Source organism: Candidatus Beckwithbacteria bacterium, assembly GCA_012797845.1.
Taxonomy (GTDB): Bacteria; Patescibacteriota; Microgenomatia; order UBA1400; family UBA1449; genus JAAZOH01.
On the sequence record JAAZOH010000010.1, the window covers coordinates 32,831 to 47,332 of the forward strand.

The 14,502-nt window shown below is 35.5% G+C and carries 12 protein-coding genes; 9 read left to right on the forward strand and 3 right to left on the reverse strand.

What is annotated here, in order from left to right:
- Position 1 precedes the first annotated feature (1 nt).
- Positions 2 to 2,356 (reverse strand): DUF2723 domain-containing protein, encoded by a 2,355-nt coding sequence (locus tag GYA49_01560; GenBank protein ID NMC35711.1) that lies wholly within the window; start codon positions 2,354 to 2,356, stop codon positions 2 to 4.
- A 185-nt stretch (positions 2,357 to 2,541) separates the two neighbouring features.
- Here GYA49_01560 and GYA49_01565 point away from each other — a divergent pair, with 185 nt between their 5' ends.
- From GYA49_01565 to GYA49_01580, 4 genes are read left to right on the forward strand one after another with little or no spacing between them, the layout of a single operon-like run.
- Positions 2,542 to 3,141, forward strand: coding sequence for a hypothetical protein (locus GYA49_01565; protein NMC35712.1), 600 nt, complete (start codon positions 2,542 to 2,544; stop codon positions 3,139 to 3,141).
- A gap of 49 nt (positions 3,142 to 3,190) precedes the next feature.
- Entirely contained in the window at positions 3,191 to 4,723 is a 1,533-nt protein-coding gene (locus GYA49_01570) for a hypothetical protein (GenBank protein ID NMC35713.1), read from the forward strand.
- Entirely contained in the window at positions 4,707 to 6,005 is a 1,299-nt protein-coding gene (locus GYA49_01575) for a hypothetical protein (protein ID NMC35714.1), read from the forward strand. Before GYA49_01570 ends, GYA49_01575 begins: the two co-directional genes overlap by 17 nt.
- Entirely contained in the window at positions 5,989 to 6,861 is an 873-nt protein-coding gene (locus GYA49_01580; GenBank protein ID NMC35715.1) for a glycosyltransferase, read from the forward strand. The genes GYA49_01575 and GYA49_01580 overlap by 17 nt, the downstream gene beginning before the upstream one ends.
- On the opposite strand, the gene GYA49_01585 is transcribed toward GYA49_01580, so the two are convergent.
- Entirely contained in the window at positions 6,851 to 7,630 is a 780-nt protein-coding gene (locus GYA49_01585) for a class I SAM-dependent methyltransferase (protein NMC35716.1), read from the reverse strand. The two genes, GYA49_01580 and GYA49_01585, sit on opposite strands and share 11 nt — an antisense overlap.
- A 105-nt stretch (positions 7,631 to 7,735) precedes the next feature.
- Here GYA49_01585 and GYA49_01590 point away from each other — a divergent pair, with 105 nt between their 5' ends.
- Both GYA49_01590 and GYA49_01595 read left to right on the forward strand, forming a co-directional pair.
- Positions 7,736 to 8,839: a glycosyltransferase family 4 protein gene (locus tag GYA49_01590; GenBank protein ID NMC35717.1), complete on the forward strand. Its 1,104-nt coding sequence runs from the start codon at positions 7,736 to 7,738 to the stop codon at positions 8,837 to 8,839.
- On the forward strand, positions 8,836 to 9,969 hold the full coding sequence (locus GYA49_01595; GenBank protein NMC35718.1) for a glycosyltransferase: 1,134 nt from the start codon (positions 8,836 to 8,838) through the stop codon (positions 9,967 to 9,969). The genes GYA49_01590 and GYA49_01595 overlap by 4 nt, the downstream gene beginning before the upstream one ends.
- Positions 9,970 to 10,055: 86 nt before the next feature.
- On the opposite strand, the gene GYA49_01600 is transcribed toward GYA49_01595, so the two are convergent.
- Entirely contained in the window at positions 10,056 to 11,162 is a 1,107-nt protein-coding gene (locus GYA49_01600; GenBank protein ID NMC35719.1) for a hypothetical protein, read from the reverse strand.
- Between the two features lie 51 nt (positions 11,163 to 11,213).
- On the opposite strand from GYA49_01600, the gene GYA49_01605 reads away from it, so the two are divergent.
- The 3 genes from GYA49_01605 to GYA49_01615 form a co-directional block, all read left to right on the forward strand.
- The gene (locus GYA49_01605; protein ID NMC35720.1) at positions 11,214 to 13,337 is read left to right on the forward strand and encodes a DUF2723 domain-containing protein; all 2,124 of its coding nucleotides are present in this window, start codon (positions 11,214 to 11,216) and stop codon (positions 13,335 to 13,337) included.
- A gap of 111 nt (positions 13,338 to 13,448) precedes the next feature.
- On the forward strand, positions 13,449 to 14,195 hold the full coding sequence (atpB, locus tag GYA49_01610) for a F0F1 ATP synthase subunit A (GenBank protein ID NMC35721.1): 747 nt from the start codon (positions 13,449 to 13,451) through the stop codon (positions 14,193 to 14,195).
- 193 nt (positions 14,196 to 14,388) lie between these two features.
- On the forward strand, positions 14,389 to 14,502 hold a 114-nt coding region (locus GYA49_01615; protein ID NMC35722.1), incomplete at its 3' end, for an ATP F0F1 synthase subunit C.

Consider the following 14,502-nt stretch of genomic DNA (forward strand, 5'->3'; position numbering starts at 1 on the left):
GTCAATTTTCCGAAGTTAACTGGCCAAAACACTGGGCAGCTTCTTTGTTGTCGGGATGATATTTAAGTATATTGCTATATTCTAAAGCAGCCATATCATATTCTTCAAGTTGTTCGTAGATTGAAGCCAGTTTTAACCTAGCTTTGACATCGAGTGGCTCCATGGCTACTGCCCCATAAGCTCCTATATATGCTAAATCAAGTCGCCCTCTTTTGATAAATTCATCTACATTTTTTAAGACCTCATCTACTGTTTGTCCTGATTCTCCAGGACCAAAAGCTTCAACTGGTCCAGCATTTTCAACATAACTTCTGGAGGCTTCAATTTGGTTGTGTGAAATTTGCGGAATTTGAAATAGTAAGTCTGAAGCAATATTGAGCTCATCTCTGACTTTAGCTCGAAATCCCATTTTTTGGTACATTACACTATTAAAATTATGAATTCTTGCAAAAATTGTTTTGATCCAAGAACGCATTAGGTCTTTTGAGCTAACATGAGCTTTTTTTAAATCCAGCGATAATTGATAATCAGTTTTTGGCAGAGTTTCAGGAACTGTTTTTACCAGCTGACCATAGTAACCATGCGGTATGTAGTACAAGAAACCATAATGCATACCCAAGAAATTGTAATAGGTTTGATCTATATCAGTAACAAAAACTGGTCGCTTACCAACATTCCAAGTTATGTAGTCTAAAAGCAGGAATGGGTTTTTATCATAACCATAGCCTCGTAAATTTGGATATTTTGCTAGTTTATCAGCCACCAAAGGATATTGAACTGGCAGTACAATCACATCTGGTCTTACATTATTAACGCTTTGTTCATATAAAAGAGCAAAGCAAGCAGTATCAGTAAAACAAGCTAGCATTGAATCTTTAGGTAAGTTAGATAACATCTGGTGATACAGTCGACTAACGATATTAAAATGGGATAAATCAACCTGACGATAATTGCTTTGTACTTGCCAAAGCAAAACTATGCTTGCCAAAGCAATAACGGTAATAGTAGCCAAACTGCCCTGTTTTGGCTTAAGTAAAAAGGTTAAAACTTTACGCAGCCGAACTAAAACCCACCACCAACCAACCATAAGTGGAAAAACTAAAAAGATATATCCCATGAGATAGAGTCGCATTGTTACTGCTTGCATCCCAATATCACCAGTAAAGCCTAAATAAAGAGGTAGCAAAATAGCTGTCGGCACTAGCCCCGCTAAAACTAACCAACCAAAACGTTTTAAATCTTTAAGACTAAGCCATAAACCAATCGCTATCATAACTAAATTGATGAGGCCAAAGTGGCTGAGAATAATTTGAATATAATGAGGTAAGCTTTCTAAACTCTGGCCAATATCAACAGACAATTGATATGGTGTAGTTTGAACCCCAGTACTAAGATTGGTACCGGCAAAATCCTGTCTAAAAATATGGCCCAGTAAACCTGATAGGCTTTGTTCAAAACGCCAACTGACTATAGCGCTATGGCTATTCTGCCACCATAAAATACCGGCTGAAACTAGTAAAGTTGCTAGAAAAGGAATTAATACCCAACTAATTTTTTTTATACTCAGGTTTTTTTTGACAAAAATCAGTAGGGTAATTATTGATGGTAGCAACAAAATAGAGAGTTGGTGATGAGCTAAACTTAGACCAAAACTTCCGCCTAGAATTATCCACCAAATCTGAGTTTTTTTGTTTTGCGCTAAGGTAAAAATACTAACAGCAGATAACAAAAAAATAGAAATTAAAAAGTTACCAAAGGCATATTTTTCCGGCACTACTCCATAAAGCCAGATCAAAAAAGATGAACCCAACATTGCAACTGGCAAAAAACTCAATAACACCCTATCCCATAGAGTTGAAAAAATAGTATTTTTAGTAAAGATATTGGCTTGCAAATAAGCAATGCTTCGCCACAAAACCAGAAAAAGTATCGACATTGTGCTAGCTGTCAGCAAAGCTGTAAGCACACTCCCTCTAAAGGCTACTGAACCAGGGATTGGCAAGTTGGTAAAAAAATGAAGTAATAAAGTATATAAAGGATAACCTGGTGGGTGCGCTACTCCAAAATGATATGCCACCGCCAACAATTCATCGCTATCCGCATAAGAAACATTGGTTCGCGGAGCCGTTAATATGTAAAGAATAAAAAACCCTAAACCTACCGCTACTGTTCCTAACCAAGCCATATTTGGCAGCAATGCTTCAACCCTAATTTCAACACTGGGTTTTTTAGTTTTTGTAGAATTTATTTTTTTATTTTGGGAAATATTTTTTCGGATAATCTTTTTTGCTATAGTTTTCTTATTAGATACTTGTTTTATTTTGTTGGATTTAGTTTTTTTTGTCTTAGTTTTCATAAATACACGATTGTTTTTTAGCTCATAATACTCATAGCATAATAATGGTCAAATTAAAATCAGTCAAATCAAAAATCTACCTTTTGAAGAACTAGTTTTTTCTTGGCTAAAACACCTCTTTACAAAGACCCAAGAAACGTTCATAGTTATTAATAAGCTTAGTGTTAATAAGGTGTTTTTCTTCTATGGTATACCACTCTCTACAACGTTACTTTACCCCAAAATGGCAGGCTCGTGTGGTTCCTAGTTCAGCTGCCTTTAAGTTTAATAACGGTGTTATCGTTGCTAATCTTTGGGAACTCAAACAAGCATTGCGAGTTGTCAGAGAAGACATTATCGCTGAACACGTTAATGATAAAAAAAATGATTTGGCTGACTGGGTTCAAAATGTAGTCAAAGATCAAGAATTGGCAGAAGAATTGCGCCGAACTACTACTCGTTGGGGTTTAATTGTTGGTCTGGAACGGCAAATGATGCGGACTATTAACTTGCCTTGGTATGTGGCTGATCGCTGGCTTCAAAAAACTGATTTACCTTTTTACTTTTTCAATGGTAAATCAGCTGCTAGCTTAGATGAGCTGGAAAAAGTTTTAGGAGAAATTGAAGACAGCGTTGTTGACTTTCATCTTGAACGTGACCCTAACGATATTGCCAAATGGGTAAATGATGTTATTGGTGATTACCTTTTAGCAGAAATTTTATGCGAAAGCACTTCTCGAGAACAAATGATTACTTTTGTAGCTGATCATATTGTTATGCTTCGCGATGCACTTGAGTGTAAATAAGTAGACTTCCCTGCTAGCTTCATATTTTTCTTTTTGATACAGTATGGGCATGAGAAAAAGTTCAAAACTTAAAACTCAAAGTTCAAAATTTTTGGAACAAAAAGAGTTTATTTTTATTGCTAAATATGCTAATTGGTTGGCATTAATCGCTATATTAATTTATAGCCTTTTAGTTTGGTGGCCAACCAAGCTTCTACCTTATCATTGGGATAGTGCTGGCTTTGTAATCAATTCAGCTGTTGATCTACTTAAAACTAATTTTAATCCTTTAATTGCTCCATATTCAGACTTTGCTCATCCACCGCTACTAATTGCCTTGCTAGCTCTTTCATGGAAACTATTTGGTCAGCATATTATTGTCTCTCATCTACTTATGTTTTCTTTTTTACCGATTTTAATGTTTAGTACTTATTTAATTGGTAAAAAAATTACTGATTCCATTTTGGGATTGGTAAGTGCTTTTATTATTGGCACAGTGGCAGTAGTTGTTGCTGAATATGGTTTGATTTACATAGATCTGCCAGTAGCTGCTTTGGGGACAGCTTTTTTAGCAGCTTGGCTGCATCGTAAACATTTCCTGGCAGGAATCATATTAAGCCTGGCAGCACTGATTAAAATCCCAATTTTAATGCTTATTATTCCAATTCTTGCAGCTGATTTTTTAGAATTTGGGAAGAAAAAGCTGGAATGGAAAAAATTCCTACCATTATTGCTACCAATCACAGGCGTGGTAATTTGGCTCATATATCATAAAAATGTTACTGGCTGGTGGTTAGTTATGCCTGGCCGCGGTAGTTTAATTCCTAAAACCATTGGTCAATTTTTAGCTTCTTTTGGTTTTGTTTCTCAAAATTTATTACTAAACCAGTATCGATTTAGTTTACTTATCCTAGGGCTGAGCGGCTTTTTATACGTCTTAAGTCTTAATCCTAAAATTCGTATTGTAAAACCAGTTTCCACCTTGGGTTTAACTATTATTACTGGAATTATGTTTTTTACCTTGGCTGGAGAATTTGGCTTAAGATATGGAATTTTCTTATTACCAGCTTATGTTCTAACCATGATGTATTTTGTTCATCAAGCATTGCCTCAAAAATTATATTTATGGCCTGTGGGGATAATGATTGTCATATTATTTCTTTTTACTTGGCATCCCAAAATCGCAGCTACACAGGATTATGAATTTAGACCACCGGAAAATCTAAGCTATCAAGATCTCATTTCAATAGGCAGGCAGGCAGCGTTATTCGTCAGTGTTAACTTTCCTCAGGCCAAATTTTATGGTGGTTTTCCGGAAAATTATCAGCTAGAGCAACCATACCAAGGCTATGTTGATCAAGGGCTAGATTTCTCCCTATGTAAAGATTTTAAACCAGAACTTGATAAAATCCAGATTATTTATCTCCACCCTTACTCACCCACTCAAATTCCTTGCCGTCAATTGCTTGATATGGTTCCCACGCTACCGCTTAATAAATTTGAAAAAAACGGTAAGTGGCTAGAACTTTACATGGTTGATGCTAGTGCTACTGCTCAACTTATTAAGACCAATACGGATAGCGCTCATGCTCAAGAACCATAGACTTCAATCTATTTATAAATCCTCTCAAGCCTTACTACCTTTAGTATTTTTCTGGTTTGCTAGTATTGTAGGAAATATTTGCAGCTGGGCACATAATCTTATTGCCAGCCATAATTTGAACTTACCTCAATTTGCTAACTTTACAATTTACCAGACATTTCAATATTTATTTTCAATTTTTACGGTTTCTTACATGATCGCCGTCAATCGTTTTGGTTCTGCATACTTCAAAAGTAAATCTAGCAAAACTATCTCACCTGTTTATTTTTCATTGTTTTTTAGCATAGTTTTGGGCTTAGTTAGCTCAGGACTTTACTTGCTTACTATTTCTTGGTGGACTAAGTATTTACACTTTTCGGCAATCACCTGGTTTTTCCCACTTAGTACTTTATTATTTTTAATTTCTGTCCCGCTATCTTGGACAAGAGGTATATTTAATGCCCAAGAGCAATATGTGACTAGTGGTGTCTCACACCTACTGGAAAGCTTTTCCAAAATCATACTGGCAGGATTGGCAACGCTAATTTTTTACAAGTTTGCTTTTATCTCTTTGGCTTTACCATTTTCTATGCTTATTGCTTTTGTTATAGCCTTGTTTCAGCTTAAAAAACCTTTGCAAATTTTATTTGCTAAACCTATAAAACTTTCAATTTCTAAAAGTTTTTTGCATTTTTATCTCCAAGCTATTGTGTTACAAATTGGCGCTCTAACGCTTATTAACATCGATGTCTTACTGGTTAAACATTATTTTTCTCCACAGCAAGCTGGGGTTTATGCACTTTTAAGCTTAGTCGGCAAAACTATTCTCTTTGGTAGCCAAAGTTTCGCTTATTTACTTATTCCTATTGTTTCCAGCAAAATTGAAAAGGGAGAAGCTACTCAAAAAGCTTTTTTTCTGATTTTACTAATTACTACTGGCTCTGCTGCCCTGGCTTCAGCTTTGTTTTATTTTTTACCAAACCTGGTTTTGCGACTTTTACTTGGTTCGCATTATCAACTGGTTTTACCATATTTAGGCGCCTATCAATTAGCCATGATTGGTCTGACTATTGCTTTAACTTTTTCTGTATACCATCTGTTAAAAAAGCGGTTTTTATACACATTACTAGTCGTGATAGCCCTTGTATTTGAGACTGTACTGATTATATTGAGACATCAAACATTGACTCAGGTAGTTGGCAATGTTTTACTTGCAGCTGGAACACTTTGTCTTTTCATGATAATAATGCATATGCATAAATTTATAACAATGCTAAAAAACGGATATGGCCAGAACAATTAAAGTCAGCCTTGGTGTTTTTGCCCACAACGAAGAAAAAAATATCAGCAAGGTTTTAAATTCGATTTTAAAACAAAAAACTGAAATTGCTCAGATCACCGAAGTTTGGGTGGTTTCTTCTGGTAGCCATGATAAAACCAATCGAATCATCAGACAGTTTTCTAAAAAAGATAAACGGATCAAGCTTATGGAACAGTTTAGTCGAATTGGTAAAACTTCAGCTGTTAACACTTTTATCCGCCGGGCTAAATCTTCGGTTTTGGTCATTATTAGTGCTGATCTCAGGCTTCATACTCATGCTATTGAAGAAATCATTACTCCATTTTTACATGCCAATATTGGCATGGTCGGAGCTCATGCTATTCCAACTAATATTGCTAGCAATCCCATTGGCCAACAAGTTAGACTACTATGGAAGCTTCACCACTTAGTTTCCTTGCAAAACCCCAAATGCGGAGAGATGGTAGCATTTCGGAAAGTGATCCGCCTAATTCCTAAACGTTTCTTTGATGAAGCCACGCTAGAAGTTTTATTAAAACTAATTGGCTATAAAGTTATTTATGCTCCTAGAGCTATTGTTTATAATAAAGGCCCCAGATCAACTCGAGAATTTATCCGTCAGCAGAGACGCAATTATGTTGGTCATCAATGGATTCAGAAACATTACAACTACCAAGTAGCTACTATGGATACGACTAAAATTGGTCCTTTAATTATCAACTATTTGTTGACCAATCCTCGGGATTTTGTCCCTATGATTTATCTGCTGCTTTTACAGTTTGTCAGCCGTACTTTGGGCTGGTTTGATTACTATATTTTTGGTAAAAATCCCTTTGTTTGGAAAATGGTTAGTCGGTAGAAGAAAGTTTTTCTTGCTCAAGATGGTAATCATTTTTAAAATGAGGATTCTTAATAGCAGCAATAAAAGCTACGTCACCCCAAGTTACCGGCAGAGGAAAACCAAATACAAATAATATTTGGGTTGGTAATTGCAAAAAAAGTTTTTCAAAAAGAGATAAATTAATATGTTTGTAAATTGGGTTTAAAAATCCGCTCATCCAGCGTTTGACTGGCAACAAACCATTGGTTCTTAAACGTTGTTCCCAATCCTGAGCTGAAAGCAAATAAATATGGCTGGAATCTTGTAAACATTCCCAGGATTGTAATTTTCTGCGCAACATTAAGGAGCTGGCATTGGGAAAACTAACAATGAGTTTGCCGCTTGGTTTTAGAATTCGATGCATCTGAGAAAAAATAGCAGTATGATTGGTCACATGCTCTAAAACATCAAAACAAGTGATGATGTCAAACTCCTGATCAGGTAATTTTTTCAAATCATAAATGGACAGTTTTTTGAAAGAGGCTTTTGGAGCTTTTTTCTTAGCTAGCTTTAAAGCTTGAGTTGAAGTATCAACACCCAAACAAGCAAAATGATTTTGGACATGTTGTAAAAATTTAGCATCACCACAGCCAATATCTAGTAGCTTGGCTTTTGGTTTTTTTTGAGCAAGAAGGTAAAAAAATATCGGCCCTTTTCTATCTATAAGTGAAAGTAAATAGGTGTGAAATTTATTCTTTTTTTCAAATTTTTGATAATAAGAAGTATCAAAGTGGTTTTTCGAAGACATACTTTTTTCTACTATGGTATATATAAGAGAATAACAAAATAATTATAAACCAATCTAAAATCAAACGCGCCTCATTATAACAAATCATAGTCCTACCATAGCTATATGCATATTGTTTTAAGTTCAATTTATCATGTTTCAGCTTACTTAGGCGGCAATGAACAGTATGCTCATCACTTAGCTCTAGGCTTAGTTCGAGCTGGACATCAAGTTAGTTACCTAACAGCTATTGCTGACAACACTAAATCTTTTCCTTACCGCTTGGTAATTAAACCAGCTACATTTGTAGCTGGCAAACCACTACTAGCCTTACCTTGGTTGTCAACATTATCAGGTTTATCAGCAGATATTTTTCATGCTAGTGGTTCAGGCTTGCCTTTACTTAGCGTTGCTGCTTATTATCGCTTTCGTCACGTCCCAACTGTCTTAACCTATCAAGGTGATACTAATCCCCAAACTCCCTGGTTTAAGCTTGGTAGTTATATTGAGAATTGCGGCATTCACCATCTGTTTGACCAAATTATTACCACCTCACCATATTATGAGCAGCTTTTACAAAAGCGTTGGCCAAACAATCAGATTCGCTTTGTTCCCATGATGCTAGCTGAACATTTTTCCCAAAAATTACCAAACAAAATTTCTGTGCGTAAAAAGTTAGGCATCTCTTCTCAAACAAAACTAGTCTTATTTGTCGGAGCTTTGAGTAGCCATCAATACTACAAAGGTGTCCAGGTTTTACTTCAGGCTGTCCAAACTTTGCCCAAACATTACGTGGTCCATATCATAGGCGAAGGAGATCAAAAAGCCGAGTATCAAAATATAGCTAAACAAATGGGACTTGAAAAACGAGTGGTTTTTCCAAGTCATATTAGCAATAAAGACTTGCTTAGTTACTATCTCGCAGCTGATATTTTTACCTTACCTTCCACCTCCAACTCGGAAGGTTTCGGTTTGGTACTTTTAGAAGCCATGGCCTGCCAAACTCCTACGATAACAACTACCATTATTGGTTCAGCTCCGTGGTTTCAAAAAGAACAAATTACCCAACTTATTCCCCCAAATAATCCTCAGGCTTTAGCTAAAGCTATCATAAAAAATATGAACAAACCTGACAAAAATAGGATCAAACGGGCCTGTAGTTTTGCCCGCAGTTTAACTACACAAAACATGGTTCAAAAAACACTCAAACTTTATCAAGATTTACTATGAAAAAAGTAGTTTTATTTTTAAATGAAAACCCGCTACCTAAAATGTTCACCACGGGATCAATTGCTGGCAAAGAGTTGAGGCTGCGAGCTGCTTTGCCGCAAATTGATGAAGTACATGTCATTGCTCGCCAAGGTCAAAGCGTCGTAGATCAAAGCAATCAAAGCATCGGTCCCTTAGAAAAAAAAGTATTTATTCATTTGTTGCCACCTTGGCCTTATTATTTAGCAGCTCTACCGCTTTTTTTCTGGGGATTATACTGGAGTTTAAAACTTAAACCTATTTCCATCGAAGCTGAAAGTCCCATCATTTCCGGACCAGCTGCCGTTTTGCTAGGAAAATTATTAAAAAAGCCAAGTTTAGTTGAAGTTAGAGCTAGCTATGACGAACTACCTAAACATAAGCTTACTTTTTTACCATTGCCAGTAAAACAATGTTTACTAAACCTAGTTTTAATTCCAACACTTAAACATGCCAATATAGTTATTGCCAATTCTAAACTATATAAAAAACAATTAGCCAAACTGGGTATCAAATCTTACGAGCTAAATCCCGGTCTACAAAATACACCTAAGAAAATCCAAAAATCAAAACATACAATTTGTACTATTGGCTATTTGGGTCGGCTCGTTCCGGAAAAAGGAGTTGATATCCTTATTGAAGCTTTGGCTCAGCTAAATAGTTTGAATTTTAGATTAGAAATTGCTGGCCTTGGCCCCAGTCAAGATAAGCTCAAACAACTTGTTAAAAAAAGAGGCTTAATTAAAAAAGTTTCTTTCTTAGGTTTTACTAATAATTTTAAAGCTTTAGCTAGTTGGGATATTTTAATTAATCCCAATCTGGTCAAACATCCTTTAGAAATGGTTAATGCCGAAGCTGCTTTTATGGGAGTTCCGGTACTTTGTTTTGGCAACCAAGATTATCCCGAAACGGTAATAGATGGTCAAACTGGCTTAAAAATTAAAAATGTCAATTCTAAAGCTTTAGCTCAAGCTTTACAAAAACTAATAAAAAATTCTAAATTAAGAAAAAGACTAGGCCAACAAAGCCAAGCTTTTGCCCTTAAAAACTACTCGTTTATTAGCCAGGTTAAACGACTCAAGCAGTTCTATCAAGAAAACAATATCATCTAAATCATTTATCCACTCCTTTAAAATCCATTTACCAAGTTTTTGTTTTATCAATCGCTTTTTTATGGAAAAGAAAAGTGTTTTATTTTTTATTCATTAATCTTTTCTGATCTTTCCAACATTTCTTGAAGTTTAGTATTAACTTTATCTGCTACAAAAGCATTCCCTTTAACATTGTAATGACCAGCAAACATGCTTTCTATTTCAGAAGAATGTAATGCTTGAAATTCTGGGGTCAAATCTAAATAAGGTATTTTCAATTCATTGCTTATTTGTGGCAGCAAAACTCGCCAGGCATTTAAGCTCACCATGTCATCCTTTGTTGGCAAATATAATATCAGTAGTTTGGTGTTTTTTTCTTGAGTTAGTTTATTCAAATCGGCCAGCATTGCTTTAACAATAGCTTGTTGCTTTTGCTGGCTATATTGCGAAACTTGAGTTGGTTTTGCTAATAATGTATTGATAAATGGTAATTTTTCAGCTACTTTTTGTAGTAGTGCAATTATCCGCAATTTACTACCAGCTTGAGCAATGCGAATCGCACTACTACTTTTCTCAAGACTTAGTGGATAGTTAGCAACTTTTAACTCATTTCCTTTTAGATCTAAAATTGGCTTACTGTAGCCATAGAGCGACTTTTCCCACATCCGATTAAAATCATCGCCAATAACCGCCAAGACGACAATATTGCTATCTAATTTAACCCCGTCACGCTGGTACCATAAATAAGCCTGATCAACTCCATAACCACCTTGTCCCATATTAACGGTTTGGTAATTTTGATTTTGGTTTTGCAATTCAGCGCACCAAGTCTGGTCATTATCAACTCCATAACCCATGGTAAATGAATCACCCAGGCAAATAATCCTGGTTTTCCCGTCCGGGATTTTTTGGCTAAAATCTTGGCTATTCCGAAAGCCCTGGCTATTGGTTTGAAAAAAAACTCCTGGACCATACTTATTGGGCAAATCAACATTGGCTTTGCTAACCCAACCTAAAAGCTGGTCAGGCTGGGTATGGCTGGCTTCGGAGATTGGCAAACTATCTTTGATAAAAAGTACAGTACTAGCCAAACCTTCTACTAAAGCAAAAAGTAATAAGGTAATAAGCAGTATTAATAAAATCGAAAGCAATACTTTAAGACCTTTTTTTTCTTCCGCTGGTGGTTTTTCCTCTTTGGGATCAGGTTCACTCATAAGCTTTTTTAAGCATATCATACTTACGGTATACTAAGTCTGAAATTACTTATGTTTTATTTTTCGAAAACAGTCAGTCTTCAAAAAATTTTAGTTTTATTTATTTTTGTTTTCTCTTTGGTAGTGTATGTATCAACCACAGCTACCTTACCTCAAAACCATGCTGATAGTAGTGAGCTAATCACTGCCGCTTTTACCAAAGGTATTGCCCATCCTCCTAGCTACCCACTCTATACTTTTTTACTTGGCTTAGCCATGAAACTACCAATGTTTACTCCGGCTTACTTAGCCAATTTGTTTTCAGCCTTTTGGCAAAGTTTGAGCTTGGTTTTCCTGTTTTTGGCTCTTAATAAACTTTTGGAAATTGTAAGTAAGAAACAAACTGTAGCTAGCCAAATTATAGCCTTGGCTACAACTTGTATTTTCGGTTTTAATTCTTTAGTTTGGACCTATGCCACTCTAGCTGAAGTTTTTAGCTTTAATCATTTCTTTATTTCTCTCTTCTTGTACCTAACTTTGCTATGGTACCAACAGTATAAAAAAGCCAAAAAGATTAACTGGAAGCTTTTTTATAGCTCTATTGTTGTCTTGGGATTAGGAGCTGCTCATCACCAAACTATTTTGTTTTTCTTACCAGGTTATGTGTTCTTTTTATTTTTAGAAGTCAGAAGAAAAAGCCAGCTTCAGCAATACTTAATAAGTTTAGGTCTTGGCTTACTCAGCTTTCTACTACCTTTTTCATTGTTGTGGTATTTTAACACTCAAGTCTCACCTTTTTCCTGGTATTTTGAACCAAGCCTAAAAGGGGTTTGGCAAATTATCTCTCGAGCTTTGTATACCCAAGAAGGCTCTGCTATTGAAACCTATGCTCATGAATTTAATATAAATCATTCTCTTATCGCACTTTGGTTTTATCTTAAATATCTAGCTTTTTATCTGACCATACCTGGTTTAGGGTTGGCCTTGCTGGGAGCTATACAAACTTGGCAAAAATCAAAATCGCTAAGTTTGTTTCTGAGTCTAACCTTCTTTATTTCCGGCCCTTTGCTAGTTTTTTATCTCAAATTTCCTTTACCAAATACTGGGTCAGAAATTGCTTATTTTTGGGGCACAGCTTTACGGCTACGGATGCTTTTGCCCAATATTCTAGTCATAACCATATTAATAGGTTTGGGATTATATTTTTTTTATCAGTACGCAAATAAGTTTGTCAAAATAAAAAAACAGTTTGTCTCCTACCTTCCTCTTGTTTTTCTTATCCTACCTTTATATCTAGCCGCAAGTAATTACCAGATTAATAATTTGAAAGAAGATAATTTTGACTACCTTTTTGCCAAAAAAGTCTTAACTGATTTACCAAAACAGGCAATTTTAATAGTAGATTCAGATCGGGTTTTTAGCTTACTGGAAATGCAATTAGTTGAAGGTCAAAGACCAGATGTCACTATAGTACCAGTAACTCTAGAAATGCGCTGGCCTTGGTGGCAAAAGCATAAGCAAGAATTAATTTTGGGAGATTATAGCGATCGACAAATAAGGGTAGCCCATATTATTGCTTGGCAGCTGAAACGAGGTAGGCGGGTTTTTATCTTTGATCCAGAAACCAGATTGCTGGATATACTGGGAGTTGAAGGCAATCCATTTTATGCTTCGGTTTATGGTTATAGTTTAGAAATTAGCAAAACTCCAAAACCATTCATTAGCTATGACTATGGTTTGACTAAACAACTGGCTAATCATGTTTTTTCCGATTACAGTTGGTGGAACTATGGTCAACGGGCAACTTTTTTAGGAACTCATACTATTTTTAGCTATTTAGCTAACAAAGCCAAAGAACCAAAACTTGCCAATGAGCATTTGCAACTGGCTTTAAGCTTAAGTAGTTTTTCTCAAACTCAAAACCAGGTTTATAAAATTTTTCACAGCTCTCAACAACTTACTCATTCCTATCTAGAAATTCCTCCTTCTTCAGCTGAAACATATCTGGAAAATGGGCAAAAAAGTATGGAAATTAATGATGTAAAAACTGCTAATCGTTATTTTTTTAGAAGTGTTTTATTGGATCCACTTGATCTAGCTGCTAGACAGTTACTTATAGAAAGTTATAAGTTACTTGGTCAGCATAACTTGGCAAAAGAAGAACAAGCGGCTTTACATAAAATAATAATTCCCTAGCTTAATACATAACAGGTATATAAATCAGTCATTGATTTTTTCTATCTTGATTTGTACAATCCAAGGTGTTTGCTTGTCCTGGTAAAAAACCAAACATGCAAACTATTTATTATGGGATTGGCTATTTCTATTGCCGCCGAACCTGTCCTCCACATTGGTAATATTGCTATTACCAATTCCTTGCTTTCCACTTTTTTTGTTCTTCTTTTCTTTGTCAGCATTACCTTTGCCTTTAGTTCTAAAACCATAACAAGCTTTCCCAAAGGTAAAAGTCTCCAAAATATTCTTGAAATTATTTGTGAAACTTTACTTAGTTTTTATGCTTCTATCGTAGGTGACAAAAAGGCGAAAGCCTTTTTTCCTTTTTTAACCACTCTATTTCTCTTTATCTTAATTAGCAGTTGGTCTGGACTTTTACCGGGAGTGGGATCAGTAGGTATCAAAGAATTCCATAATGGCGAAGAAATTTTAGTTCCTTTTTTCCGAGCTCCAACCGCTGATCTGAATACCACCATTGCTCTAGCCATTTTAGGCGTAGCTTTCACTCAATATCAGGGCTTACGACATCTAAGCATTCATTACCTTAAGAAGTTTTTCAACTTTAGCAATCCTATGTTTACCTTTGTTGGTTTGTTGGAGCTAATCAGCGAGTTTGTCAAAATTATTTCTTTTGCTTTCCGGTTGTTTGGTAATATTTTTGCCGGGGAAGTTCTACTGGCCGTGATGAGTTTTTTGTTGCCAATTGTCGCCCCATTACCATTTTTAGGCTTGGAAATTTTTGTAGGTCTTATTCAGTCATTGGTTTTTGTCATGCTGGTACTTGTATTTACTGGCGGAGCTACTGAAGCTCATCATTAGACTTATTGTAAAATAAAAAATGTTACAGAAACGAGGTATTTTTGATCAATTTGCAAGGAACTAAATATTGATAGTACTAACTGTACTTGAAATATTTAGTGACACCGAAAATTGTCAAAAAGACGAGTTGGTGTGTATTTGCTTATTTTATAATAAGTCTAATAATAATTATTAATATAATGGAGGAAAACATATGGCAGATGTACTGCAAATGTCCGAAGCTATTAAAGCTTTAGCCGTTGGTATTACCATTGCAATTGGTGGCGCTATGCCAGCTTTTGGTATTGGTAAAATTGTTAGTAAAGCT